This is a genomic window from Flavobacterium sp. 28YEA47A, from assembly GCF_041262125.1.
Classification (GTDB): domain Bacteria; phylum Bacteroidota; class Bacteroidia; order Flavobacteriales; family Flavobacteriaceae; genus Flavobacterium.
The window spans coordinates 1-26,952 of the sequence record NZ_JBGCCI010000010.1 but is presented as its reverse complement, the minus strand read 5'-3'; the positions used below and the strand labels follow the sequence as shown (position 1 = coordinate 26,952).

The 26,952-nt window shown below is 37.6% G+C and carries 27 protein-coding genes; 13 read left to right on the top strand and 14 right to left on the bottom strand.

The features are described from left to right. Positions 1-140 precede the first annotated feature (140 nt). From ABH942_RS14340 to ABH942_RS14325, 4 genes are read left to right on the top strand one after another with little or no spacing between them, the layout of a single operon-like run. Entirely contained in the window at positions 141-1,286 is a 1,146-nt protein-coding gene (locus tag ABH942_RS14340) for an ABC transporter substrate-binding protein (protein WP_370033130.1), read from the top strand. A gap of 8 nt (positions 1,287-1,294) precedes the next feature. After that, entirely contained in the window at positions 1,295-2,326 is a 1,032-nt protein-coding gene (locus tag ABH942_RS14335) for a FecCD family ABC transporter permease (RefSeq protein WP_370033128.1), read from the top strand. Continuing rightward, positions 2,326-3,117, top strand: a complete 792-nt coding sequence (locus ABH942_RS14330) for an ABC transporter ATP-binding protein (protein WP_370033126.1) — start codon at positions 2,326-2,328, stop codon at positions 3,115-3,117. Before ABH942_RS14335 ends, ABH942_RS14330 begins: the two co-directional genes overlap by 1 nt. A 48-nt stretch (positions 3,118-3,165) precedes the next feature. Further along, entirely contained in the window at positions 3,166-3,678 is a 513-nt protein-coding gene (locus ABH942_RS14325; protein ID WP_370033124.1) for a hypothetical protein, read from the top strand. On the opposite strand, the gene ABH942_RS14320 is transcribed toward ABH942_RS14325, so the two are convergent. From ABH942_RS14320 to ABH942_RS14310, 3 genes are read right to left on the bottom strand one after another with little or no spacing between them, the layout of a single operon-like run. Beyond that, on the bottom strand, positions 3,675-5,282 hold the full coding sequence (locus ABH942_RS14320; RefSeq protein WP_370033122.1) for a class I SAM-dependent methyltransferase: 1,608 nt from the start codon (positions 5,280-5,282) through the stop codon (positions 3,675-3,677). The two genes, ABH942_RS14325 and ABH942_RS14320, sit on opposite strands and share 4 nt — an antisense overlap. A 39-nt stretch (positions 5,283-5,321) precedes the next feature. Continuing rightward, the gene (locus ABH942_RS14315; RefSeq protein WP_370033120.1) at positions 5,322-5,771 is read right to left on the bottom strand and encodes a tRNA (cytidine(34)-2'-O)-methyltransferase; all 450 of its coding nucleotides are present in this window, start codon (positions 5,769-5,771) and stop codon (positions 5,322-5,324) included. Between the two features lie 23 nt (positions 5,772-5,794). Continuing rightward, a complete protein-coding gene (locus ABH942_RS14310) occupies positions 5,795-6,364 on the bottom strand; it encodes a pseudouridine synthase (protein WP_370033118.1) in 570 nt (189 codons plus the stop codon). A 124-nt stretch (positions 6,365-6,488) separates the two neighbouring features. Between ABH942_RS14310 and ABH942_RS14305 the strand changes: the two genes are divergently transcribed. Continuing rightward, positions 6,489-6,818 carry a hypothetical protein gene (locus tag ABH942_RS14305; protein WP_370033116.1) on the top strand — a complete coding sequence of 110 codons (330 nt, stop codon included), beginning with the start codon at positions 6,489-6,491 and terminating at the stop codon, positions 6,816-6,818. 4 nt (positions 6,819-6,822) lie between these two features. Here the strand turns inward: ABH942_RS14305 and ABH942_RS14300 are convergent, their stop codons facing one another. From ABH942_RS14300 to ABH942_RS14285, 4 genes are all read right to left on the bottom strand, one after another. Further along, positions 6,823-7,362 (bottom strand): YceI family protein, encoded by a 540-nt coding sequence (locus ABH942_RS14300; RefSeq protein WP_370033114.1) that lies wholly within the window; start codon positions 7,360-7,362, stop codon positions 6,823-6,825. 93 nt (positions 7,363-7,455) lie between these two features. After that, positions 7,456-7,893 carry a DUF6526 family protein gene (locus ABH942_RS14295; RefSeq protein ID WP_370033112.1) on the bottom strand — a complete coding sequence of 146 codons (438 nt, stop codon included), beginning with the start codon at positions 7,891-7,893 and terminating at the stop codon, positions 7,456-7,458. 63 nt (positions 7,894-7,956) lie between these two features. Then, positions 7,957-8,373, bottom strand: coding sequence for a hypothetical protein (locus ABH942_RS14290; RefSeq protein ID WP_370033110.1), 417 nt, complete (start codon positions 8,371-8,373; stop codon positions 7,957-7,959). A gap of 208 nt (positions 8,374-8,581) precedes the next feature. Beyond that, the gene (locus tag ABH942_RS14285) at positions 8,582-10,183 is read right to left on the bottom strand and encodes a GEVED domain-containing protein (protein WP_370033108.1); all 1,602 of its coding nucleotides are present in this window, start codon (positions 10,181-10,183) and stop codon (positions 8,582-8,584) included. Positions 10,184-10,422: 239 nt separating this feature from the next. On the opposite strand from ABH942_RS14285, the gene ABH942_RS14280 reads away from it, so the two are divergent. The 4 genes from ABH942_RS14280 to ABH942_RS14265 all read left to right on the top strand — a co-directional run bounded on the left by ABH942_RS14280 (position 10,423) and on the right by ABH942_RS14265 (position 15,599). Beyond that, positions 10,423-11,787 (top strand): DNA recombination protein RmuC, encoded by a 1,365-nt coding sequence (locus ABH942_RS14280; protein WP_370033106.1) that lies wholly within the window; start codon positions 10,423-10,425, stop codon positions 11,785-11,787. Between the two features lie 11 nt (positions 11,788-11,798). Continuing rightward, a complete protein-coding gene (locus tag ABH942_RS14275) occupies positions 11,799-12,344 on the top strand; it encodes an acyl-CoA thioesterase (protein ID WP_370033104.1) in 546 nt (181 codons plus the stop codon). A 114-nt stretch (positions 12,345-12,458) separates the two neighbouring features. Continuing rightward, positions 12,459-13,556, top strand: coding sequence for a hypothetical protein (locus ABH942_RS14270; protein ID WP_370033102.1), 1,098 nt, complete (start codon positions 12,459-12,461; stop codon positions 13,554-13,556). A 15-nt stretch (positions 13,557-13,571) separates the two neighbouring features. Then, entirely contained in the window at positions 13,572-15,599 is a 2,028-nt protein-coding gene (locus tag ABH942_RS14265) for an FG-GAP-like repeat-containing protein (RefSeq protein ID WP_370033100.1), read from the top strand. A gap of 66 nt (positions 15,600-15,665) precedes the next feature. Here the strand turns inward: ABH942_RS14265 and ABH942_RS14260 are convergent, their stop codons facing one another. The 4 genes from ABH942_RS14260 to rpmH all read right to left on the bottom strand — a co-directional run bounded on the left by ABH942_RS14260 (position 15,666) and on the right by rpmH (position 20,251). Continuing rightward, a complete protein-coding gene (locus tag ABH942_RS14260; protein WP_370033098.1) occupies positions 15,666-16,424 on the bottom strand; it encodes a T9SS type A sorting domain-containing protein in 759 nt (252 codons plus the stop codon). 1 nt (position 16,425) lies between these two features. After that, entirely contained in the window at positions 16,426-16,947 is a 522-nt protein-coding gene (locus ABH942_RS14255) for an ankyrin repeat domain-containing protein (protein ID WP_370033096.1), read from the bottom strand. A 167-nt stretch (positions 16,948-17,114) separates the two neighbouring features. Then, entirely contained in the window at positions 17,115-19,967 is a 2,853-nt protein-coding gene (gene carB / locus ABH942_RS14250) for a carbamoyl-phosphate synthase large subunit (RefSeq protein ID WP_370033094.1), read from the bottom strand. Positions 19,968-20,089: 122 nt separating this feature from the next. After that, positions 20,090-20,251 carry a 50S ribosomal protein L34 gene (gene rpmH / locus ABH942_RS14245; protein WP_091142558.1) on the bottom strand — a complete coding sequence of 54 codons (162 nt, stop codon included), beginning with the start codon at positions 20,249-20,251 and terminating at the stop codon, positions 20,090-20,092. A 168-nt stretch (positions 20,252-20,419) separates the two neighbouring features. Between rpmH and ABH942_RS14240 the strand changes: the two genes are divergently transcribed. After that, positions 20,420-20,935, top strand: coding sequence for a DUF2892 domain-containing protein (locus tag ABH942_RS14240; protein ID WP_370033092.1), 516 nt, complete (start codon positions 20,420-20,422; stop codon positions 20,933-20,935). A gap of 58 nt (positions 20,936-20,993) precedes the next feature. On the opposite strand, the gene ABH942_RS14235 is transcribed toward ABH942_RS14240, so the two are convergent. Both ABH942_RS14235 and ABH942_RS14230 read right to left on the bottom strand, forming a co-directional pair. Further along, positions 20,994-21,887, bottom strand: coding sequence for a lytic transglycosylase domain-containing protein (locus ABH942_RS14235; protein ID WP_370033091.1), 894 nt, complete (start codon positions 21,885-21,887; stop codon positions 20,994-20,996). A gap of 49 nt (positions 21,888-21,936) precedes the next feature. Further along, a complete protein-coding gene (locus tag ABH942_RS14230; RefSeq protein WP_370033089.1) occupies positions 21,937-22,599 on the bottom strand; it encodes an alpha/beta fold hydrolase in 663 nt (220 codons plus the stop codon). Between the two features lie 197 nt (positions 22,600-22,796). Here ABH942_RS14230 and ABH942_RS14225 point away from each other — a divergent pair, with 197 nt between their 5' ends. Both ABH942_RS14225 and ABH942_RS14220 read left to right on the top strand, forming a co-directional pair. Continuing rightward, positions 22,797-23,081 carry a GNAT family N-acetyltransferase gene (locus ABH942_RS14225; protein WP_370033087.1) on the top strand — a complete coding sequence of 95 codons (285 nt, stop codon included), beginning with the start codon at positions 22,797-22,799 and terminating at the stop codon, positions 23,079-23,081. A gap of 224 nt (positions 23,082-23,305) precedes the next feature. Then, the gene (locus tag ABH942_RS14220; protein ID WP_370033086.1) at positions 23,306-23,641 is read left to right on the top strand and encodes a hypothetical protein; all 336 of its coding nucleotides are present in this window, start codon (positions 23,306-23,308) and stop codon (positions 23,639-23,641) included. 14 nt (positions 23,642-23,655) lie between these two features. On the opposite strand, the gene mtaB is transcribed toward ABH942_RS14220, so the two are convergent. Further along, positions 23,656-24,987 carry a tRNA (N(6)-L-threonylcarbamoyladenosine(37)-C(2))-methylthiotransferase MtaB gene (gene mtaB / locus ABH942_RS14215; protein ID WP_370033084.1) on the bottom strand — a complete coding sequence of 444 codons (1,332 nt, stop codon included), beginning with the start codon at positions 24,985-24,987 and terminating at the stop codon, positions 23,656-23,658. Between the two features lie 92 nt (positions 24,988-25,079). Here mtaB and ABH942_RS14210 point away from each other — a divergent pair, with 92 nt between their 5' ends. Then, positions 25,080-26,699 (top strand): ABC transporter substrate-binding protein, encoded by a 1,620-nt coding sequence (locus ABH942_RS14210; protein WP_370033082.1) that lies wholly within the window; start codon positions 25,080-25,082, stop codon positions 26,697-26,699. The last annotated feature ends 253 nt before the right edge of the window (positions 26,700-26,952 follow it).

Here is a 26,952-nt window from a genome sequence, read left to right as displayed (position 1 = left end):
GCAGCGATTTTTTTTATTCAATTCTTAAAATTATCCAACAGTTCGCTACAAATTCAGATACAAAAAAATCAAAATTTGTAAAACTGCTGTCGGTTCAATACAATAACTTTTATCTTTGCGGTCTTCACAAAAACTTTTTTATGAAATCATTTCTTTCAAAATATTCTTTGTTTCTGTTATTGCTTTTTGCAGTGGCATGTAAAAAAAATGAGCCGGTCAGCTCCAGTATTACTGAAACAAAGATTCAAAATAGCATTCGTTACGCAAAAGGATTTGAAATTTACAAACATGAAGGTTTTTCTATCGTAAAGGTTTCAAACCCTTGGCCTGAAGCCAATAAAACCTTTACCTATGTGCTTCATAAAAAAGGAGTTTCTTTACCCGACAGTTTAAAAAATTATACTTCGCTACAAGTTCCTATCAAGAGTATTGTGGTGACTTCAACAACACATATTCCGTCTTTAGAAATGCTTGGAGTTGAAAACACTCTGCTTGGTTTTCCGGACACCAACCTTGTTTCGTCTGAAAAGACCCGAAAGCTTATTGATGCCGGTAAGGTTACGGAAATTGGAGCGAACCAGAGTCTCAATACAGAAAGACTGATTGACCTTGATCCGGAAGCTCTCGTAGGCTACAGCAGTGGCAGCGATACCAAAACGTATGATAATTTGCAGAAAAGCGGACTAAAAGTTTTTTTTAATGGAGACTGGATGGAAGAATCGCCTTTGGGCAAAGCAGAATGGATTAAGTTTTTTGGAGCTTTATATGGACTGGACGAAAAGGCAGACCTCTTGTTTTCTGAAGTGGAAACTGCCTATAAAGAAGCTACAGAATTAGCTAAAAATGCAAAAACAAAACCAACTGTTTTAAGCGGCGCCATTTATAAAGAGCAATGGTATATGCCAAGAGGTAACAGCTGGGCAGCGACATTTCTGAAGGACGCCAATGCGGCTTATCTTTGGGCTGATACAGAAGGAACGGGAAGTTTGGCACTTTCTTTCGAAACCGTCATGGAAAAGGCTGAAAATGTAGATTTTTGGATTGGTCCGGCTCAATTTACTACTTTTAAGGAAATGGTAGAAAGTAATCCGAATTATGCCCATTTTAAAGCCTTTAAAAATAAAAACATTTATTCTTTTAGCAGCAAAAAAGGAAAAACGGGCGGAATATTGTATTATGAACTGGCATCAAATCGCCCGGATCTTATCCTGAAAGACCTTATCAAGATTTTACATCCTGAACTGCTTACGGAATATGAACTGTATATTTTTGAAAAATTAAAATAATCGATCGTTTGCAGCAAGACAGCCGAAATAAGATTCTTTTTACAGCCCTGCTTATCTGTCTGGCTGCCTGTTTTTTGCTGAATATCAGCTTGGGATCTGTCAATATCCCTATTGAGGATATCGCCAGTTCGCTTTCAGGCGGACAGGCCAGCAAAAATTCATGGGAAATTATTATTTGGAATTATCGGCTTCCTAAGGCTTTGACAGCAATATTGGTAGGCATGGGCTTATCGATAAGCGGTTTGCTGATGCAGACTTTATTTCGAAATCCGCTTGCCGGACCTTATATTTTAGGATTGAGTTCCGGAGCCAGTCTTGGAGTTGCTTTTATAATACTTGGCTCAGGACTTCTACCTTCATTTTTAAGCGTCTTTTTCCTTTCTTCCTACGGAATCGTACTTGCTTCATGCCTGGGTAGTCTTATGGTGTTGTTAGCCGTATTGGTAGTTTCACAAAGACTTCGCGATACGATGGCTATTCTTATAGTTGGCTTAATGTTTGGAAGTTTTACAAGCGCAATTATTGGAGTACTCTCCTATTTCAGTACGGCTGAAGAGCTGCAAAAGTTTACCTTTTGGTCTTTGGGCAGCCTGGGTAATCTATCCTGGGCAAATATTTTGATTTTGTCCATCTGTTGTTTGATTGGACTTTTATTGAGTGCCTTATGTATCAAACCCTTAAACGCCCTGCTTTTAGGCGAACGTTATGCAAAAAGCCTTGGGATCAATTTTAAAAAAACACGGCTGATTATTATTATAGCAACCAGCTTATTGGCAGGCAGCATTACCGCTTTTGCCGGGCCAATTGCTTTTATAGGACTCGCTGTTCCGCATATTTCAAAAATGGTTTTCCAGACCAGCAGCCATTATATATTATTTTGGGGCACCATACTTTTTGGGGCTATAATACTGTTAATATGCGACACCGTTGCACAAATGCCCGGAAATGATTTTACTTTGCCTATCAATGCGATAACTTCTATCGTAGGAGCACCAATCGTGGTATGGCTTTTAGTCCGTAAACGAAAATTCATGATCTGATGAGCACAGGCAAAACCATACTTAGGGCTGAAGAATTGAGCATTGGATATCTCTCAAAAAAAGAGAAAACCACCATCGCTTCGCAAATCCATTTGGATTTAAAAGCAGGAAAGCTAATTTCTTTGATTGGAGCTAACGGCATAGGAAAATCAACTTTGCTTAGAACGCTAACCGGAATCCAAAAAGCACTTTCTGGCCAGGTTATATTAAACGAAAAAGATATCCGGAATTATAGTCCGGCAGCTTTGGCGCAACAACTTAGTATTGTATTGACAGAGAGTTTACCACCAAGCAATCTTACCGTTTTTGAATTGGTTGCTTTAGGCAGGCAGCCTTATACAAACTGGATAGGAAAACTAACAACTGATGACAGGGAAAAGATCAGAGAAGCCATAGATCTTACACAAATCAGCCATCTGGCAGATAAAAAACATTATGAAATCAGTGATGGACAATTGCAAAAAGTTCTGGTTGCAAGAGCATTGGCACAAAGCACTCCTTTGATAATTCTGGATGAACCTACAACACATTTAGACCTGCTTCATAAAGTTTCTTTGTTAAAACTGCTTAAAAAACTGGCTGTAGAAACCCAAAAATGTATTTTGTTTTCTACACACGATTTAGATCTGGCCCTACAATTAAGTGATGAAATGATTGTCATGAGTCCCGAAAAAACCTTACAAGGCACACCTGAATTCTTAATTCAGACAGGAATATTAAATTCTTTATTTAAAGACGAAAACATCTTTTTTGATACCGGAAAGGCTAAATTTATTCTCAAAAACCTGTAAAATAATCGCTGTATCGCCTATCTTTGATAGAACACTAAAACCGATACCATGAAGTTTTGTTTTTCTATCTTATTCATTTTCACATCAATTATCGTCGGTGCGCAGGCTCGAATGGAATTGACACCAAAAGGATTTGATCCGAATCCGATACGAAGCAACCTTCCTTTTATGACCAACGAGAAATTTCTCGATGGTACAAAACTTTGGATACAAGAGTTTAGCCGTGGTGAAGCAGATGTTTCTGAAATAACCGAAAATTCGCTGACGATTGATGCTTTTAGGGACAATGCTTTTTTTTACCGAAACCTTGGAGATACCTATTATCAAAAAGTAAAATACCGCATGAAAATTTCTAAGGAAGGAAATGAATATGTGCTTTCTTTTCAGGTCACTGAAATTTATGCTAAAAACACCCTCATGAAATCGGGAATTACGGATTATTTTACGCCAGACGGAAAAATGAAAGACGGATTTCAGGAAGTAAAATCGTCTATTGAGAAAACAGTTGGCATTATACTCGATTCTTACAATAAATATATCACCAATTACGCCAAGACTTAATTTCCTTTTAACAGGTTGATACTTACGGTAGCGATATCGGAATCAGGAAATTTTCTAAAAATAGCTTCGTCCGGAAATAAGCCCGCTTCAGCTGCTATCTTATTAAACACATCTATTTCTACTATATACTGATCTGAAAATCCATGTGTAGCATCATAAGCAGTTGCTGCCGTCTTGCCTATATTCTTTGCAGTCAAAACAGGATTTATAGTATGGAGTTCTATAAGCAAAAGCCCAAACTTCTTAACGTAAGGCGACCATTTTTGAAGGTGTTCTAAAAGATTGTCTTCTACTTTATTATTAGAAATTCTCTCGCCTCTAAAAGCAAAAGCACCGGTAGAGCTGCTAATCCTATCTTGGGAAATATGTTTAGGCTCTTCCCAAATACGGTTATGGTCGAGAAACGTCCTGACATTCAGCAAATCTTTCAGGTCGATTGCATAATTTTCCATCAGATCATGCGATAACAGGTCCGGTCTTCCAATATCGCCCCAGATTACCTTTGCCCAGATGTCTGCTTTTATCAGGTTGGCACGCGTAACTTTTAAGGCTGCCTGATTGTAATCGGCTCCAACAAGAAACAGCGGATATTCATCAAGCATTTTTCCTCTTAGGGTTTGCCTGTCAATGACTTCAAAAATGTGTTGCAAAAAAGCACCGTTTCCACAACCCATATCCAAAATTCCTTTAGGTTGTTCTTCAATCGGGCGGTTAAAGAGCTGAACGATGATTTCATCCACAATTTTAAAATAAGTATCGTGTGCGCCTCCACTTCCCCAAACATTCATCTCGCGGTCTACATGGATTTCATTTTCGCCATCAGCAACCATCCTTAGCACATTTGGATCTCCAAATATCAGTTCATCTATCTTAGCAAATGTTGGTAAATACGAAACTGTAACACCATAGGCACTGGCTCTTTTAGCAAAGAACAGTCCGGTTTCGGTAAACTGGTAATTCCCATTTTTTTCCTGAAACCATCCCAAATGGGTAAAAAAGTTCAATATCTTTTTAAAACTTTCAGGGTTTTTGTGAAATTCTTCCGGCCTGAAAGAAGTTTCCATAAAATACTTATGGAACATTCCACTCATAGCCAATCGAACAACGGTTGGCCCTATCAGATAACCCTCAATATGTTTTAGGATTTGTTTCTGGACTTCATTCTCTAACGCATCCGCCGAAAAATTGATTCCATAATTCAGTTTAAATTTCTCAAAAATCCGATCCAGCATTTCAAAAGGAGCATCTTCAAAAATTCTGGGATGGAATTGTGTCGAAAACTGCAAAAGATCGACTACATCCTGATACAGATGTACCATTGAAAATGCTATTGGTGTCTTGTCGTTTATCGAAAAACTAATAGCATCGGCAGCATTATCAATATGATAGTCCAAAAAGCCTTGCGAACACAATACCCGTAAGCCAACGTTCAGATAACCTTCGTTGGCTTTGAATTGGTTTTTTAATTCTGACAGGCTGGCTTTTTTGTTCTCCTGGATGTATTCAAGAACTCCTTTGTTTTTTAGAGCAACGGCTACAGGAGCAACAGCCAGGCCGTCGAGATGCCTGAAAATAGAGCTGCGAAGGTAGGATTTGTCAATCATAGATATTTGAAAAAAGCTTCTTTCAAATATACTGTTTTTTTAGATGGAAAGCTGCCTTTTTGCCTCGCCTATTGCAAAAGCAACCGAGTTTGCCAGATTATAACTCCTTACCAGAGGTGAGATAGGAATAGTCAAATGGTTTTCAAATTGATCCAAAACTTCCTTACTCAGTCCAACCGATTCTTTTCCGAACACGAGCCAATCGCCATCCTGAAAAGTTTCCTGTAAATACGACTTTGGGCTGTGGGAACTAAATAGAAAAACTCTGGACTTATCCGGTATTTGCTCCATCCATTCTTTAACAGACTGGTATTCTTTCCAATCCAAATGTACCCAATAGTCAAGACCGGAACGTTTTAGGTTTTTATCGGTAATTTGAAAACCAAAAGGATGGATCAGGTGAAGACGACTGCCTGTGCCAACGCATAAACGGCCTATGTTACCGGTGTTATTTGGTATTTCTGGCTCTACAAGAACTATATTCAGCATTTTTAGAAATTTTAAAGTTTTTATTATAGTGAGAATTGGCCGACTTCTTTGACTTCTCCCGATTTCAAATTGTCAAGGTAAACATTGCCTACTCTTACTCGTACCAATCGCAATGTGGGAAATCCTACAGCCGATGTCATTTTCCTGACCTGGCGGAACTTTCCTTCATTTAATGTAATGGAAATCCAACTAGTGGGCCCGTGGCGCTCGTCTCTTATTTTTTTTGAGCGAGGTTCGAATCCCGGGTCATCTATCTTAACAGCATTACACGGATTTGTGACGTATCGTATTCCGTCAAAACCAATCTCAACGCCTTTTTTTAGCTTTTCAATGGCTTCTTGGGTTATTATTCCATCAACCTGCGCATAATATTCTTTGGTTACTTTTTTACTCCTCACCAATTCGCTCATCTGCCCATCTGTTGTCAAAAGCAGCAATCCTTCCGAATCTTCATCCAGTCGTCCAATTGCCATTGTGCCTTCTGGAAAATCATATAGTTCTCCCAACAGTTTTTTCTTTCGTTTTAATTCATAGATAAACTGGCTGAGATAACCATAAGGCTTATGCAACAAAAAATGCTTGTGGGCAGACATAGAATATTTTTGCCGCAAATTTACTACTAACAATCGGAAATCTTACACATTAAAGCAATGTTAAAGATGTGGCTTTTGTTTTTATATCGTCGTAAATTAACAAGACAAACTAAAAATTAAAATTATGGCAACTTCAGATAAAGACATTGGAAATAAAAAATGGAATAGCGAACAGGAAAAGCAAAAAGGAGAAATCAACGAAGGTTTTAGCGGAAAAAATCTTCCTGCCGATTATAATCCTTCCAAAGGGAAATTAAAAACGGAAATAGAAAAAGACGCAAAAGGCAATACCGATGTCGTAAAAAGAGCTCGTCCCAGTAAGGAGACTAAAACAGACGAAAATCTGAAAAACAAGAAAAATCCGGAGAACCGAGATAAAAATTCAGATATTGATCCGAATCGTTATCCTTCGTCACATCCGGACAATAAGAAAAACCGGGGCAATATAAAATAGAGGATTAATCTTCTTCTTTATCAAATTCGATGTTAGCATGGATTTTTAATTCTTCGCCAATTATCAAATGGCCGCTTTCGGTCACATCATCGGCTAAAATCCCAAAGTCTTTTCTGTCCAGCTTACCGCTGATTTCAAAACCTGCTTTCATTTTACCAAAACCGTCTTTTGCCTGTCCACCAAAAACAGCATCCAAGACAATTTCTCTGGTTACTGATTTAATGGTTATGTTTCCGGTGAGCTTATAATGATCTCCTTCTACTTTTTTGAGGCTTGTTGAGCTAAAGTTAATTTCAGGAAACTGGTCAGCATCTAAAAAATCTTTAGACTTGATATGCTCATCTCTTTCAATATTGTTCGTATCAAAACTATAAACATCAATGGATAAGGCTATTTCGGCAGTTTCAAAGTCGTCATTTTTTGTGGTCATCTTTCCGTTGAAAATCTTGAATGCTCCAGAAATATGAGAAATAACCAAATGCCTGATTCTAAATTCTATGTTTGAATGATCGGGATCGATAAACCAATGTGTAGTAAAATTCATAATTGTATCCTTTAGTGTGAGAATGGCTAAGTATAAATTTACGCATAGCGATTTTCATTTAGTAAAAATAAATCGTGAATTGTTTGTTAAAGTTTACACCCTATGATGATCTGGTTTCCAATCGATTATACTCTTTTTGATTGCCTGCCCAGAAAGATTTTCCTGCAGGGCTCTTTTTAACAGGTTCGGAAATTCTTCGTCTGGAGCAAATCTTAAAGCAAACAGCTGACTGTCGGATAATTGATTCTCTAACAATTCCAGCCTATCACCTGTCAGTGTAAAATACCGATAATGCAATTCCAGTCTAACAATCCTGTCTTGCAAAGTCAATGCATAATGCTGTCGCAACATAAAAGCCAGCCAGAAAATTAACAGCAGTACTATGCTGATAAAAATCCATATTGTTCTTTCAGTTTCCCTACTAAAAATAAAATAAATAGCTGTCCCAAGCAAAAGCAATAGCAAGGGATATAAAACAAAATGATGTGGATTATAGAAACGGATATGATTGGAATAGCTTTGCGTTTTCATAGGACGATAATTTTGGTTATATCCTATAAAAATAATCAATTCCAGAGATAATCCCGAGCTATATTAGCCTAAAACCGTATTCTCCAAATCCTGGAGAGAAGATTTTTTCAGTTCAATACAGAATGTACTGCTATCAATATACTCTGCTGCCGAAAAATCGAGCAGATACATTTTTTTCCTGAAAAATCCGTAGACGGTAAGTACAATTTTTTGTGACGCATCTGGCTTTTCAAGCAAGAAGTGTCTCTTTTCGGTAATTTTATTTCCTACCTTATACCATAAGGCATTTCGGAACCTGTAGTCTAATATGATAAATTTATCTCCAAAGAAGTGTTTATTCGAATAATTGGAGTAAATCAGCCTGATGTTTTTATCGGTCCTAAAAAGGACTTTGATAATACGCGTAGCTACATTAGTTACAAATTCATAATTAATAGGGGAATCTGTGACTTTTTCTAAAGTTAAATTTTGTGGTTTCATTTATAAGAACTTAGGGGGTAGACGACAATAATAAGACATTTTCTTAAAAATTAATTAAAAAATCGATGAAATACCAAAATACACCCTTAAATCACCTAATTGCCCTAAAAAACATAGCCTTTTTTTAAAATTATCTTACTACTTGTAGCACAAAAAAACCGCCTACAAGAGGCGGTTTTATATTTCAAATTAATTGAATCGCAGCTGATTAATTTTTAATCAAACGTTTAACAATTGTTCCGTTTTCTCCTTCCAGTTTCATGATGTAAACACCAGTGGCTGCTTTTTGAAGATCGACTGTATAGTTATCTGATGCATTGTTAAATTGCTTAGAATAAACTAACTGACCAGAAACTGAGTATACATTGATTGCATCAACCGTGGTTGGGTTAGCAAACTGTATATTCACCAATCCATTTGTAGGGTTTGGATAAACAGAAACTGAAGCATTTTCAAATCCAGGAGTTGAAAGTGATGGAGCTATTGTTACCGTATAATCTTCCATTTCACCAAAATTGTTATCAGCAACTACTGGTCCACAAGCAAATTGGTGTCCGAAAGATGTCGCTGCAGATGCTGCAACAACAACTCTCATCCTCGTATTACCTACTACTGCCGTTGCAGGAATTGTTATATTGGCAGTAAGTGCTTGATTCAAGCCGGTACCGATATAGTTATATTCTGCCTCATCAAAAACTCCGTTTTTGTTATAATCAATCCAAACGCCAACTGATTCATACAACCATCCATCTCCTGATGGACCTACAGAAACAGAAACCGGAACTGTCGCTCCAACATTCAATACCGGAGGCGTAACTGAACCACTATAATTAGTATATCCTGTTGTTGCATTTCCGCAAGTTGTAGCATTATTCATCGTTCCGATGCTAACATTAGTAATTACGTCACCGTCACCACAATTGAAATTGATAGCATTTGTACAGTAGCAAGCATCAGCTGGATTTTGTGCAACAGAAACTGCTGTTGAAGTAGCACTCAGACTACTACCTGTACAAGTTATTACAACTCTGTAAAAAGTAGTTTGTGATTGACCTGTTCTGGCATAACTTAAAAAAGATTGTGCTGTTCCTAAATTTGTCCATTGATCAGTCCCTGTAGGAGAAGACTGCCATTGATAGGAATATCCTGACGTTGGTGTTACTCCCGAAGCACTCAGAACAAAAGAACTTTGAAAACAAACAGAAGCCTGAGTAGATGTTGCTGCTCCTACTACAGGAGCACCTGTACATTCTGTTGGAGAAATTACAGTTACGGTATAGTCTTCATATTCTCCATATCCAAGATAAGGTTCGGCGCAAGAGCTCGTTGCGGCAATCGCTTGTGAATACTGAGACTTAACTCTCATCCTAATATTTCCAACCGGAACTGTAGCTGGAATTGTAATAGAAGTCGTCACTACTGAACCTGCTGCTGGAGAGCTTCCTATGTTTGTAAATTCTGAAGCATCAAAAGAACCATCGTTATTATAATCAAGCCATACACCTACTTGCTGGACACCAAAATGTTCAGGAATTGTTACCGAAATATCATACGGTCTTCCAGCAATAACGACAGCCGACATTGCTGAAGTATAATTACCATACCCAAATTCTGAGCAGGCAGAGGAGTTGTTAATCCCGGCAAAAGTAACATTTACAATTACGTCGCCATCAGAGCAGTCTCCTTCTTCTGGCGTACAATAAGTTTGAGATTGAGCAGAAACTGACGCTAATAAAAATGCGCCAAAAAATAAGCCTTTAATTTGTGTAAAGTTTTGTCTTACACCTGACAGTAATGTAGTTTTTTTCATGAAAGTTATTTTCATGCAAATAACACCTAATACATTTGGGTTAAGTTTCGTATTAAAAAATTATTTACATCGTTATACTCTACTAAGATATGAATTTTATTATTAAAATAAAATTTAAAAAGCCAAAATAGACCGTAAATCCTCAAACTTTAACATCTGTCAAAACTTTTTGGCTAGAAATCAAGCACCGCAAAACCTGAATAATTTATTCTTACTTTTACTTCTTCAAAAAATTCAAAATGAACGACACTATCATTACCATCATTGCTTTTATAATTGCCTTAGCTATAGGAATTTTTATTGGAAAAGCATTGTTTTCCGCCAATGCAAAATCAGAAAAAGCCGGCCTTGAAGAAAGGGTAAGTGGACTCATGTCACAAATCGAACAATTAAAGTTGCAGCAACAGCAGGAAATCCGAAATGCAGAAAATCAGTTGCAGCAGACGGCAATGGAACGGGAAAATCTCAGAGCGGAGAAAGAAGCGTTCGCAATACAGCTTTCCAAAAAAGAGGTAGATTTTGAAAACTTATGGGAACGTAACAAAGAACAGAAGCAGGAAGTAGAACAACTTCAGGAAAAATTCACAAAAGAGTTTGAAAACCTTGCCAATAAGATATTAGAAGAAAAATCTTCAAAATTCACCGAACAAAACAAAGAAAACTTAAAAAACATACTCTCCCCTCTTCAGGATAAAATTCAGCTTTTTGAAAAAAAAGTAGAAGACACGCATAAAGAAAGTATCGATTATCATGCCGCGCTTCGTCAACAAATACTAGGCCTTCGTGAAATGAACGAACAGATGAGCAAGGAAACGCTCAACCTTACCAAAGCATTAAAAGGCGATAGCAAAATGCAAGGAAACTGGGGCGAACTCATTCTTGAAAGAGTACTTGAAAAATCTGGTCTTGAAAAAGGCAGGGAATATGAAGTACAGCAAAGTTTTGTAACGGAAGAAGGAGCACGCGTTTTCCCAGACGTAGTAATTAATCTTCCGGACGGGAAGAAAATGGTCGTGGATTCAAAAGTATCGTTGATTTCCTATGAAAGATATATTAATGAAGAAGACGAAATACTGAAAGCCTCGTTTTTAAAAGAGCACTTAAATTCCATAAGACGACATGTTGAGCAGCTGGGCGCTAAAAACTATCACGATCTTTACCAAATAGAAAGCCCTGATTTTGTCCTGCTTTTCATTCCGATGGAACCTGCATTTGCCATAGCACTTAACGAAGACACAACTTTATACAATAAGGCTTTTGAAAAGAATATCGTAATCGTCACTCCATCTACTCTTTTAGCCACCTTACGAACAATTGATAGTATGTGGACCAACCAGAAGCAGCAGGAAAATGCTTTTGAAATTGCCAGACAAGCCGGAGCGTTATACGACAAGTTTGAAGGTTTTGTAAGCGACCTTATAAAAATTGGCAAGAAAATGGACGAAGCCAAGACAGAGTACCAGGGCGCAATGAACAAACTATTTGACGGAAAAGGCAACCTTATAAACAGTGTAGAACGATTGAAAAAAATGGGGGCCAAAGCAAAAAAATCACTTCCCGAAAATATATTAAGAAGAGCAGAAACCGACGAAACCGAAAATTAACCTTATTGAATATGGACAAAATCTATAAAACTCCGAAATCTTCGCGAATCACGATTTCCGAATTGATGCTACCTTCACATTCTAACTTCAGCGGTAAAATTCATGGCGGTTACATCTTATCCCTGATGGATCAGATTGCATTTGCCTGTGCTTCAAAATTTTCCGGAACTTATTGTGTCACAGCTTCCGTTGACACTGTAGATTTCTTAAATCCTATAGAAATTGGCGAATTAGTTACCTTGAAAGCCTCTGTAAATTATGTAGGCAACAGTTCGATGGTAATCGGTATTCGCGTTACGGCTGAAAATATCCAAACCCGAAAAATAAAACATTGCAATTCGTCCTATTTCACCATGGTCGCAAAAGACGATACAGGTAAAAACGTATCTGTACCAAGATTAACACTGACAACAGCAGAAGAAGTACGCCGTTTTTGTGATTCTTTGAGAAGAATCCGATCCAAAAAAGACCACAAGGAACAGGAACAATTATTTGACCACACCTCACTGGATATGCTGCAAGAGATTCAAAACATGGACATCAAAATCCATCTATAAAGACTTTCAAACAATTTATTATCAAGACTATAAGTTTTTTATTATAAAATCATTTTCTTTATAGTTTTATTATATATTTGCCATATTATTTCCTAATTTTTTGATAGCAAATCTATGAAACAAAACTATTTTTTAAAGAAATCTTTATTATTCCTGCTTTTCTTTGCCTTTATTTCATGCGGTTCTGACAATGATTATGTGCCTATCCCTGAACCGACTTCTCCGGTTGTAGTTGACCTTGCATCCGTCCCTTATGCAAAGTTATCTGATTACAAGTTTTTTGAGGGAACGATGAAAAATCAGGTTCCATCGCTTGACGTATTACCTTACGAGCCAGCCAGCCAGCTTTTCACAGATTATGCTCACAAAAAGAGATTTGTGTGGATGCCTAAAAACAAAAAAGCTGTCTATGACGGTGATGGAAAAACATTGGTTTTTCCTGTAGGCACTGTACTAATCAAGACTTTTTACTATGACAATGTACAACCTAATAATACTACCCGAATTATCGAAACACGGCTCATGATTCGAAAAGAAGAAGGTTGGATTTTTGCAAACTATGTATGGAATGCAGAACAGACAGAAGCCACGCTTGATACAAACGGTAGTTTCACTGAAATCACATGGAGGGAAGGCACAACCATAAAGACCGCGAACTATCGCATTCCGTCATCTGCTGGTGGCGAATGTTTAACCTGCCATAAATCAGTCGACAAAGCTTTGCCTATCGGGCCAAAACCTCAAAACCTGAACTTTGCAATAAATTATGGTTCGGGCAGTAAAAATCAATTGGAAAAATGGGCTGAAGTAGGCTATCTGGATAATAACTACCCAAGAGAAATTGTATCGACTGTACGATGGAATGATACGTCTCAGCCTTTGGAAAAAAGAGTACGATCCTACATTGACATTAATTGCGCTCACTGCCATCAGGAAGGCAGCCACTGTTCTTATCGTGACATGCGTTTTGCTTTCAATGAAACTTCTGACATTGCCAACATGGGTGTCTGCATGATTCCTGTAGATAATGTAGGTAGCGGGTTTTCTCACATTGTAGCACCGGGAAGCCCTAGAAGATCAGTACTATCTTTCCGAATTGAATCTGTAAACGAATCAACACGAATGCCCTTACTAGGAAGAACCATTGTCCATGAGGAAGCTGTCGAAATGATAAACCAGTGGATAGGTTCTTTAGAAACAAGATGTAACTAATAAACAAACAGCAATATGAAAAAAAAATTACCCCTAATTATCTTAGCCTTTTCCGCATTTTTTGCACAGGCACAAGATAATTGTCAATCTGCCCTGACTATTACACCAGGAAGATACACTATTGACATAATCAATGGAGCAGCCAACACAAGTGCTATTTGCGCTGGAAGCGGTACAGCATCAAATGCTAAATGGTACAAATACACACCAACTGCAAATATTTCTGCAACTATAACAACCGACCTTATTCTTAACATTGGTAGAGATACCCGATTTCAACTTTACAGAGGTACGTGTGGCGCCCTGACTTGTGCTGGCGGGGATGATGATAGCGGAGATTTAGGAAATGGATATTTGTCTAAGTATACTTTTAACGCCATTGCAGGAACTACTTACTATATTGTTTTTGATAACAGATGGGAAAACAACGGCTTTGATTTTGTTCTTGCTGAAGGATCTTATACTCCGGAACAGCCAGAAGTTCCAGGACAAATTGTTAGGTTTACAACGCAAACCCTCAATATTTCAGGTTCCTATAAAAACTGTGTTGTAGATATGAACGGCGATTATCTGGATGACATTGTCGGTATCAATGGCAATAATCTTAATATCCATTATCAAAATAGCGCTGGCGGATTTACTTCAACCACCGTACCTACTACATCAATTAGTTTTTTACCTTCATGGAGCGTTACTGCAGGTGATTTTGACAAAAATGGCTATAATGACTTATTATTTGGAGCTGGAAATGGCGTAACTTTCCTGAAAGCCAATAGTAACGGAACAGCATATACCGCAATATCAGGTCCTCAATCTATATTCAGCCAGCGTTCCAATTTTGTAGACATCAATAACGATGGACATCTTGATGCTTTTGTCTGCCATGACGTAAATCCTAATGTTTATTACATTAATGACGGAAACGGAAACCTTGTCTTCCATCAAGGAGGTATGGGTGATTATCCAAATGGAGGAAATTATGGCTCTATCTTTGTTGATTATGACAATGATGGCGACCAGGATCTTTTTATTGCAAAATGTAGAGGAGGTAACCCTGCAGCAAGTACTGATGAATTACACAGAAATAACGGAGACGGAACCTTTACCAATGTAGCCGCACAAGCCGGATTGGCTGATCCGGATCAATCATGGTCAAGTGCTTTTGGTGATTTTGACAATGACGGTTATATGGATGTTTTAATTGGCTCAAACGCAAATGGGACAGCACAGAAACTGATGCGTAATAATAAAGATGGTACGTTTACCAATGTAACTGCCGGGTCAGGATTTGACACCTACAATAATATGGGTAGAGAGTATATTGCGCGTGACTTCAACAACGATGGGTTTATTGATGTTTATGGTCCGGGTGGTATCATAATGATTAATAACGGCGACTGGACCTTCACAAAATCTGGTGGAGCTCCTCCTAATGGCCCTATCGGAGATTTAAATAATGATGGCTTCCTTGATGTTCAGAACGGGAACACCATCTATCTGAATACCGGAAATGATAACAACTGGATTACAATTAATCTTAAAGGCATTCAAAGCAACAGTAATGGTATTGGAGCAAGAGTCGAGCTTTACGGAACCTGGGGCAAACAAATCAGAGATGTTAGAAGTGGTGAAGGTTTTGAATTTGCCAATACTTTAAATACACATTTTGGAATAGGAACAGCGACAGTAATTGAAAAAGTAATTATCAAATGGCCTTCAGGATTAGTAGACATAATTCCAAATCCATCTAAAAATTCCAGACTGCTTGTTACTGAAGGTTCTACTTTAGGTATATCTGAAGCAAACAGCACCATGTTTATAATTTATCCTAATCCGGCATCTAATCAAATCCGAATTCAGCTTAATGAAATGAAATATGAGATTACTAATGCGAAGATCTATGACTATAACGGAAGAATGGTTTCCGATGTAAAAATCAAAGATAGCACTATTGATATCCAGTCTTTATCAGCAGGAAACTACATGATGGTTTTACAGAACAGCAAGGGTGAAAAATTCTCTCAAAAGTTCATCAAAAAATAAAACACACTTTAACCAATAAAAAAATCCCGAACAATGTTCGGGATTTTTTTATTGGTTCTTTTACGATTATTCAACTATCAACGTTTTTGTCGCGTTTCCATAATTTGTCCTGACAACTACCATATAAGAGCCTGTAGCCAAACCAGAAGTGCTAATGGTAGCCTGCGATTCTGAAACAGCCTGTACCTTAATTACCTTACCTAAATTGTCATATATTTTAATTTCACCTTCTGACACAAAATCAGGAAGCTCTACCGTTGTAAAACCTTTAGCAGGATTAGGATATAACTTAAACGATTCCGCAGTAAAACTTTCGGTTCCGAGTGTAAAATTAGCGGCAGTAGCCCCACTATTCCCAGATCCATGATAACCCATAGCCAAACTTCCAGGTCTATGTGCCCATGCCAGATTGAGCGCCTGAGCCGAAGCGCTAAAAGTATAATCATTGGAATCTCCCGTATCGCGTGCACGTGTTGCCGTCACGGTTCTTACGCCAGCATTGATCGTATTAGAGGTTACTGTCCAATTTTGGCTGGCATCCAAAGGCGGCGTCACACCTATTCCAGCAAATGTCCGATCTGTCATATTAGTCCCGTCAAAAATTACCACATCGCTTCCATTGTCATTCATAGATGTTGAATTAAAAGACAAGCCCAGCCAATCTGTTGACGGACCAACAAAAGTGAGCGTAACCAGACTGCTGGTTACATCTATCTTAGCGGTAAATCCAGTTGTCAAAGTCACTGTTCCCGTACTATAGGTTTGGGCAGTCGAAGCAAAACCCGAAAGTAGTATTGCAAAAAAAGCTAAAGTAGTTTTTCTCATATCAATTTGTTTTTAGAATTTGTATCAACTTATCGTCATTGGATAATATGGCATAATCAATAGCAGAATTTCCCCGATTGTCTTTTGCATTCGGATCAGCTTTCGCCTTCATGAGAAAATCTGCAATTTCATAGTTTTTAAAAATAGAAGCATATATCAAGGCGGTGGTTCCATTTGAATCCGGAATATTAGGGTCTGCCTTTTTTTCAAGCAGCTTTTTTACTATTCTTACATTTCCTTTTACGGTAGCTGCCATCAAAGCTGTACCCATACCACTCACCATATTGATATCTTTTACATGCTGTATCAAAAAATCGGCTACCTCAACATTTCCTCTATAACAGGCCAAAATGAGCGGAGAATAACCTTCAGGAGATAAATTATTAATGCAATCCGGGCTGTGTTTCATCAGTGTTTTTGCTTCATCGACTGTTCCGGTTCGGGCTACATTAAAAATATCTTTTTGGGAAAAGACCGTTGCGGATAAAAAGAAAAGAAAAAGAAGAAAAGTAGTTTTTTTCATAGGTCGTTCATTAAAAATAATATTCAAGGCATTTGTAAATTTATTTAAAATTTATATCATTACTCAATATTTTAGTTAATTATTGAACAATAAATCATTATTAATTTAAAATAAGCAATAAAAAAAGCCCCGTTTGGGGCTTTTTATTTTTATTAAAATTGAGCTTATTATTTGCTCAAATACATCTTCCTTCTGGAATACAATTCATAGAACTGATCGTCTTTCAGATCATCAATAAACAAAATACTTTCTCCTGTAGATTTCATTTCCGGGCCAAGTGCCTTGTTAACTCCTGCAAATTTGCTGAATGAGAAAACCGGCTGTTTTATGGCATAACCTTTCAGATGAGGATTAAAGTCAAAGTCAGTTACTTTATTATGTCCCAACATTACTTTAGTCGCATAATTCACATAAGGCTCACCATAGGCTTTTGCTATAAACGGAACCGTTCTGGATGCTCTCGGGTTGGCTTCGATGATATAAACCATATCATCTTTAATAGCAAACTGGATATTAATCAAACCTACCGTCTTTAAGGCCAGAGCGATTTTCTTCGTATGGTCTTTAATCTGCTGCATCACGAACTCACCCAAATTGAATGGTGGTAAAGTAGCATTAGAATCTCCCGAGTGTACTCCGCAAGGCTCTATGTGCTCCATGATTCCAATGATGTAGACATTTTCACCATCGCAAATTGCATCGGCTTCTGCCTCAATCGCACCATCTAAATAGTGATCTAGTAACAGTTTATTTCCAGGAATACTACGTAACAAATCAATTACATGTTCTTCCAGTTCTTTTTTATTGATAACGATTTTCATTCCTTGTCCGCCAAGCACATACGATGGTCTAACCAACAAAGGGAAATCCAGTTTATCTGCCAAAGCCGAAGCTTCATCAGCCGTTTCTGCAATACCAAATTGAGGGAACGGAATCTTCAATTCTGTCAAGAGTTCTGAGAAACGCCCTCTGTCTTCAGCCAAATCCAGCGCATCAAAACTTGTTCCTATAATTTTGATTCCATATTTAGAAAGTTTTTCTGCCAGTTTTAATGCAGTCTGGCCGCCTAACTGAACAATTACGCCTTCCGGTTTTTCATGCTGGATAATATCGTAGATATGTTCCCAGAAAACAGGCTCGAAGTATAATTTATCTGCCGTATCAAAATCAGTAGAAACCGTTTCAGGGTTGCAATTAATCATTATGGTTTCGTAGCCACATTCTTTAGCTGCCAAAACTCCATGTACGCAGGAGTAATCAAACTCAATTCCCTGTCCGATACGGTTCGGGCCCGATCCAAGCACAACAATTTTCTTTCTGTCAGTTACCGTACTTTCGTTATGCACATATCGCTTGCCGTCAGCTGTTTCGATTTCTGCTTCAAATGTCGAATAGTAATAAGGTGTTTTTGCAGTAAACTCGGCAGCACAGGTATCAACCAGCTTGTATACGCGATTGATATTCATGTCCTCACGCAGCTTGTGTACCTGACTTTCAAGACAACCCATCATGTGAGCAATCTGTCTGTCGGCAAAACCTTTTTGTTTGGCTTCTAATAATAATTCTTTTGGAAGCGTGTCTATTTTAAAGTTGGAAATTTCTTTTTCCAACGTATATAATTCTTCGTATTGTTTCAGGAACCACATATCGATTCTCGTAATTTCATGAATTCTGCTCAATGGAATTCCCATCTGTATAGCATCATAAATCACAAAAACACGATCCCAGCTTGCAAAAGTCAGCTTCTCGATAATCTGCTCATAGTTGGTATAGCCTTTTCCGTCAGCTCCCAAACCATTTCTTTTGATTTCCAAAGATTGTGTAGCCTTATGCAGCGCTTCCTGAAAAGAACGGCCAATACCCATCACCTCTCCTACTGATTTCATCTGAAGTCCCAACGTTCTGTCTGCTCCTTCAAATTTATCAAAGTTCCAACGTGGTATTTTTACGATTACATAATCCAAAGTAGGTTCGAATAAAGCTGAAGTCGACTTTGTGATTTGATTTTGAAGTTCGTCTAAGTGATATCCCAAAGCCAGTTTTGAAGCAATCTTAGCAATTGGGTAACCTGTTGCTTTTGATGCCAAGGCCGAAGAACGGGAAACACGTGGATTGATTTCGATGGCTACAATATCTTCTTTTTCATCAGGAGAAACAGCAAACTGGACATTACATCCACCTGCAAAATTCCCAATGCTTCGCATCATTTTGATAGCCATGTCACGCATCTTTTGGAAAGTCGCGTCAGACAATGTCATAGCCGGAGCTACCGTAATAGAATCGCCTGTATGGATTCCCATTGGGTCCATGTTTTCAATAGAACAGATGATTACGACATTATCATTTTTATCTCTTAAAAGTTCTAATTCATATTCTTTCCAGCCAAATAAGGCTTTATCAATAAGTACTTCGTGTATAGGAGACGCTTCTAATCCTTTAGTAAGCAGGTCATCAAAATCTTCTTTTTTATGTACGAAAGCTGCTCCGGTCCCTCCTAAAGTAAACGACGGGCGTATTACCAGCGGAAAGCCAAATTCCTGAGCGATTTCTTTTCCTTGCAAGAAAGATGTTGCTGTTTTTGCAGGTGCTGCAGGAATTTCAATTTTTTCAAGCAATTGTTTGAACTGTTCACGATCTTCAGTAATATTGATTGCATTGATATCCACTCCAATCAATTTGACACCAAAATCTGCCCAGATTCCTTTTTCATCAGCTTCAAGACATAAATTCAAAGCTGTCTGTCCACCCATTGTAGGCAAAACAGCATCAATCTGCGGATGTTCTTTAAGGATTTCGATAATAGACTTGGTAGTCAGTGGCTTTAAATAAACGTGGTCGGCCATTGACGGGTCTGTCATGATTGTGGCTGGATTGGAATTGATCAGGATGACTTCAATTCCTTCTTCTCTGATTGATCGCGCGGATTGCGAACCAGCATAATCAAACTCGCAGGCCTGTCCTATAACGATTGGACCTGAACCGATGATCAAAACTGATTTGATTGAATTGTCTTTTGGCATGTGTTGTGTGTTGTTGTAGTTAATCCTGCCAGGGCGAGCCCTGACCTATTTAATTTAGCGACAAGGTATAAAAAAAGGCGGTACTAAAACAAGTAACGCCTTTATCGATGTTTATTCAAACATTATTTTTTGTGTCTTGGTTCAGAAGAAACAGTCAATTTATGTCTTCCTTTAGCTCTTCTACGAGCAAGCACTTTTCTTCCATTGGCAGTAGCCATTCTATCCATAAAACCGTGCTTATTTCTTCTTTTTCTTTTCGATGGTTGAAACGTTCTTTTGCTCATTGCTTTATATCTTTAAAAATCTTAATTAAATATCTTTTTATAGGTTCGAAATCAATAGCTGTTCCAAAACCGAGTGCAAATATACAAAGTCTTTTTTTTCTGGCAAGTAGTTTTATAAAAATATTTTTAATTGATTTTATTACCTTTGCGACTCAAATATACAAAATTATGTTCCATAGAAATATTAAACTCATCTTAGCCGGACTAATTATCGCTACCGGAATTTGGCAATTTACAGAAAACAACATTGGAAACGGGATCTTTCTTATTCTGTTTTCATTAGTCTTTATATTACTTTATTTTAAAAATGAATTTATCTTACTGGCTTTCCTGAAATTGAGAAAACAGGATTTTGCAGGAGCGCAAAAATGGTTAGCCTATATCAAGAACCCTGAAACTGCCTTAGTCAGAAAACAACAAGGATATTATAACTACCTTCACGGACTGATGCTTTCGCAAACTAACCTGATGCAGGCTGAGAAACATTTCAAAAAAGCGGTAGAGTTAGGATTATCAATGGATATGGATCTTGCCGTTGCTAAATTAAATCTTGCCGGTGTTGCCATGTCCAGAAGACGAAAAATTGAGGCGACGAACTTATTGAACGAAGTCAAAAAATTAGACAAGCAGAATATGCTTAAGGATCAGATTAAGATGATGAAGGAACAGATGAAGAAAATCTAAAAAATCATATTCATAAAAAAAGCCATACTGAGTGTATGGCTTTTTTTATGGGTTTTATTTAATATCCTGTTGTAGGAATTTCTATTACATATTTCTTTTTGGTAGGATTTGTCAATTTCCTGTCACGAAGCCACGGGTTATGGATTTTCAAAATCTTATAATTGATGCCCTGTGATTTTGCGAAAGAAGCCAAATCAGTTATCGAACTGTCAATCTCCAGCTTTCGGGTTGGAATAGTCTGATACAATTCTGCCGGTGCTATATCAAATCCGTATTGTACCGGATTTTTCATAATCTGCTTTAAGGCCAGAATCCTGAAAACATAACGAGCTGTCTCATCTGTCAGAAGCAAATCATAGTAATCTGTAACTCCCTGTATCGTAATCTGCTTATTTACGCCACCAAAACCTCCATTATAGGAAGCTGCTGCCAAAGTCCAGCTGCCAAATTTTTTATAGGCATCCAGTAAATATTTACAGGCTGCTTCTGTTGATTTTTCTAAATGGTATCTTTCATCGACAACATCATTTACCTCCATACCTCTTTCTTTTGCCGTGTCAGCCATAAATTGCCAGAAGCCTTTGGCTCCAGCAGAAGAAGTAGCATTCATTAATGCGCTTTCAGCCACAGCCAAATATTTGAAATCATCCGGAACACCATTCTTTTTCAAAATAGGTTCTATAACCGGAAAAAAGCGGTTGGCTCTTTTTATAATCAAAAGCGTGGAAGCATCCAGATTTGCATTTACTAACAACTCTCTATCCAAACGTTCTTTTACATCAATAATATTAAGTGGTGTTTTTTCACCGGCAAAATCAATTTCCGCAGGAAAAAAATATCCTTTTGTTACCGGAGCCTTATCTTCTATCTTTTCATTGGAAACCGCATGGATTAAAATCCCGCTTACCAAAACAACCGAGGCTATCAAGCCAGTCTTTTTCATCAATTTCATAGTCTTTATTCTTTGTGTTTTTGTAAACCTACAAACATTTTTTTAATTTTTATACTCCTGATATAATTTTAGGAAGGTGCTCATTCAGCCATTTGAACTTAGTAATAATCATAATATGCGTTCCACCTTTCACAGGAATAAAATCCTTGATGTATTTAGACGGAAAAACTTCGTCTTCATCACCATGAATATGAACCACTTGCCCATCCGGCTCAGTCCTATCCCACAGAATAATCTGCTCTAAAGCCCAGTCCAGATATTTTTTGTCTCTCATGGAAAGAAATTTTTCATAAAGCTTTAGCTTTTTATTCATCTTATCGTTTCCAAAAGAAAATTTGGCAAAGGTTTCGACATTCTGCATCAGTCCGGTCGGGAAAAACTTGTAGGCCTTAATCGATTTTGCAACCTTCATCCTTCGTGGAAATTCGGCATTGCTTTTGACACTTGAAATAATAATGACTTTTCTCGGATGTACAAACCTGGCCATTTCCTGAACCAAAACTCCTCCAAAAGACACGCCTATTAGTACCGGATTTTTATGTTTGATTTCTTTCGCTATCCGTTCTGCATACTGCCTAAGACCCTCTCCTTCAAGCGGAAGTGTCCATTCTAAAAGATGGATTTCAAACTGGTCTTCCGGAAGACGGATCCTTTCAAAAATTGTTGAGCTTGCCGCCATGCCGGGCATAAAATACACTGGAACTTTCTCCATCATAATTGTTTTAACGGTATCATAACAGCAACAAAAGGTTTTTATTACGAAATTTGTATAAAATTATGGTTTTTATACCAAACACCTCTTCTCAACATTTTAAATAATCGATAAGTTATGAAACGCCGATGTTTTTTTAAAATCAAAACTCATGCCGTTTAAAGCATCGATACCACTACAATATCTTTATTTGAATTATGGAAATTAAAGACAATACTTTTTCAAGACAGTTTGAAGCTCATATTGACGGAAAACTAATTGCAGTTGAATATTCTTTCCAGGAGAAAAAAATTTTCCTGACAAAAATACTCACTCCCGATCCCTTTGAGAATGACGATTTTTTAAACGATTTTCTAAAAGAAATCATGTCGATTGCAGAGCAGCGTAAATTAAAAGTGGTTCCGATTCATCCAAAAATCGCAGCTTTTTTCAGAAAAAATCCTGCTTACAAAGAATTACTTCCTCCTGGAATCCGCATTTAATCTGGCTAGTCCAGCTATGTTATATTAGCCACAGATTAGAATAATTATACCTAATTTATGTCTATTCCAAATGAAGGAAGGCATGAAAAATTTTAAGTTTCAATGATTCTCTCTTTGCGGCTCTGCGTCTTTGCGTGAAAAACTGCTCGCAAAGACGCAGAGCCGCAAAACATATCGAATATATTTTTGTTGTAAAGTTTCCGGCAATCAATTATTTTTATCGAATGACAGAAGAAAATCTTAAAATTCTTAGCTTCTTCGAAAACATCGAGAAATATTATGGGTGCAAAACCGAAATCACGGAAGGACTGTATAGCCTCCACGATAGTTTTGACCACCATTCTACTACCTGGAATTTATCAGAATTTACGCTTATCCGTTCAGGCTATCGAAAAACCGGCGACCGAATGATGATGGAAGGTGAAAAGATGTATTTTGAAATTTCCGCAGCTCTGATTGTAAGTTTTAAACAAACTGGCAGAAATTCTTTTGAGTTTATAGAAAAATATGGGGAATCCGTTTTTAGAATTACTAAAATTCGATTCCATTATAAGTATTGAAGCCCAAATCTTGATTAGACTTCAACGTTTAAAAATTCCATCCTTACCAATCCGTCTTCATCTATTTTTGTCAGATTGATATCGTGCAGCGTATTCACCAATTCCGGATTCCAAGGCGTTTTTACCTTTACATAGTTCTCCGTAAAACCATGAATATAGCCTTCCTTGTTTTCTCCTTCAAACAAGACTGTTCTGTTGGTTCCTAACTGGCCTTCATAAAAGGCTCTTCTCTTTTTGACGGACAATCCTCTCAGCATTTTGCTCCTTTTGGCTCGCACGTTTGCCGGAACAGGGTTTGGCATTGCTGCCGCTTCTGTATTATCTCTTTCGGAATAGGTAAAAACATGCAGGTAGGAAATATCCAAATCATTTAGGAAATGATAAGTTTCCAGGAAATGCTCATCGGTTTCACCAGGAAATCCTACGATAACATCAACACCTATACAGGCATGCGGCATAACTTCACGGATTTTATTTACCCTATCGGTATATACTTCTCTCAGATAGCGGCGTTTCATCTTTTTCAGAATATCATTGCTTCCTGATTGTAACGGAATATGAAAATGCGGAACAAACGTTCTTGATTTTGAAACGAATTCTATGGTTTCATTACGAAGTAAATTCGGCTCTATTGAAGAAATTCTCAAACGTTCAATTCCTTCTACTTTGTCCAATTCCTGAACCAATTCGTAAAAAGTATGTTCGTGTTTTTTATTTCCGAATTCTCCTTTTCCATAATCACCAATGTTGACACCGGTAAGAACGATTTCCTTAATATTTTGCTGTGAAATTTCTTTGGCGTTCTTTAGGACATTCTCCATAGTATCGCTTCTGGAAATTCCTCTTGCTAAAGGAATCGTGCAGTAGGTGCATTTATAATCGCAGCCGTCCTGAACTTTCAAAAACGCTCTTGTTCTGTCTCCAATAGAATAACTGCCCACATAAAAATCAGCTTCGCCAATTTCACAAGAGTGTACTTCGCCGAAATCATTTTTCGACAAATCGTTTATATAATCTGTAATCTTGAACTTTTCTGTAGCACCCAAAACCAAATCCACACCATCAACTGCTGCCAATTCTTCTGGCTTCAATTGTGCATAACAACCCACTGCTGCTACAAATGCCTTTTCATTGAGTTTCATTGCTTTTTTTACAACCTGTTTGAATTGTTTGTCAGCATTTTCGGTTACGGAGCACGTATTTATAACATAAATATCGGCAACTTCTTCAAATTCGACACGGTCAAAACCTTCATCCTGAAAGTTTCGGGCAATAGTAGATGTTTCTGAGAAATTCAGCTTACATCCCAGCGTATAAAAAGCAACTTTTTTTCTGTTCTCTGTCATTATAAATATTCCCGAAAATTGGGGAATTGGTATCTTTAATTATATTTACATTTTGCAAATAGCCTGCAAATTTACATACAATATTTTTCAAAATGAAATCAACAATACACTATATATCAATATTTTGGATAACGTTAACTTTATATTCCTGCGGAAAAAGAGCGGAAGAAAATCGTGACCATGAAGTTTTCCGATTTAATCAGGATGCGAATGTTAGCTCTCTTGACCCTGCTTTTGCAAAATCTCAGGACAATATATGGATGTGCAACCAGCTTTATAATGGCCTGGTACAATTGGACGACAGCCTGAATATTAAGCCTGACTTGGCTAAATCCTGGACGATTTCTGAAGATGGGAAAACCTATAGTTTCAACTTAAGAAAGGATGTGTTTTTTCACAAAAACGGCGTGTTTGCCAGTAGTAAAGATTCTACTCGTACGGTAAATGCTCCCGATTTTGAGTACAGCTTTAACCGACTTCTGGACGAAAAAATAGCATCGCCCGGTGGGTGGATCATGCAGAACGTAGAAAATTTCAAGGCCAGGAATGATTCGGTGTTTGAAATACAGTTAAAAAAGCCATTTCCTGCTTTTTTAGGGCTGCTTTCTATGAAATATGCTTCGGTAGTTCCAAAGGAAGCTTTTGCTATTTCTGGTTACGATTTCAGAACCAGACCTATAGGTACCGGCCCTTTTCAGTTTAAATTATGGGAAGAAAACGTAAAACTCGTGCTGAGAAAAAACCCGTTGTATTTTGAAAAAGATAAAAACGGACAGCAGCTGCCGTATCTGGAAGCCGTAGCTGTAACTTTTCTTCCTGACAAGCAGAGTGGCTTTCTTTTGTTTGCACAAGGTAAAATTGACTTTATATCCGGACTACATCCGTCTTACAAAGATGAAATCCTGACACAAAGTGGACAATTACAGGAAAAATATAAGAAAGACGTCACTATGATTACAGGCCCTTATCTCAATACAGAATATTTGGGTTTTCGTATGGATGGAAAAGACAAAGCCATACTCGACAAGAGAATTCGTCAGGCAATGAATTACGGATTTGACAGGCAAAAATTAGTAACCTATCTCAGAAATGGAATGGGAACTCCTGCAATAAATGGAATGATTCCTGCCGGACTTCCAAGTTTTGATGCTTCAAAAATAGGATATGATTATGATATCCAAAAAGCAAGAGAACTGGTAGCATCCTATAAAAAAGCTACTGGCGATTCTAATCCAAAAATTGCCTTGAGCACCAATGCCACTTATCTTGATATTTCAGAATATTTACAGCGGGAATGGAAAAAAATTGGTCTTGATGTTGCTATAGATGTCAATCCTCCTGCAACTTTAAGACAGGCAATAGCCACCGGAAAAGTTTCTTTTTTCAGGGCAAGCTGGATTGCAGATTATCCTGATGCTGAAAATTATCTTTCATTATTTTACAGTAAAAATTTTGCTCCTAACGGGCCTAATTATACGCACTTTAAAAACGACGAATTTGACAAACTCTACGAACAGGCTTTCTTAGAGACAGATAATGCAAAACGTTTTGAATTATATCAGAAAATGGATGCATTGGTTATTAAAGAAGCTCCCGTTATTCCGTTATTTTATGACAAAGTTGCCCGATTTACAAGAAAAAACGTTACCGGCCTGGGTATAAATCCTCTAAATATGTTGGATTTGAGACGGGTTAAAAAAAGTAAAATATAACCCTGACAGTTCAATCTATATATTTTCTTTTTTAAGTTCTATTTATCAGAGTTGACTACATAATTACATCATTTTTATAAAAATCCAAAGGGAGCTTACCATAAAACAGTAGCTCCCTTTTTCAATCAAAATAACCTAAACAAAATTATCATTATCTCTTTAACGAGAAGTGAGCCTTGAACTCCTTGCTCGCACTGTTCTCCTTGTAGAGTACCTTGAACCAGTAGTCGGTCGATGGCAGCGGGTGCCCGTT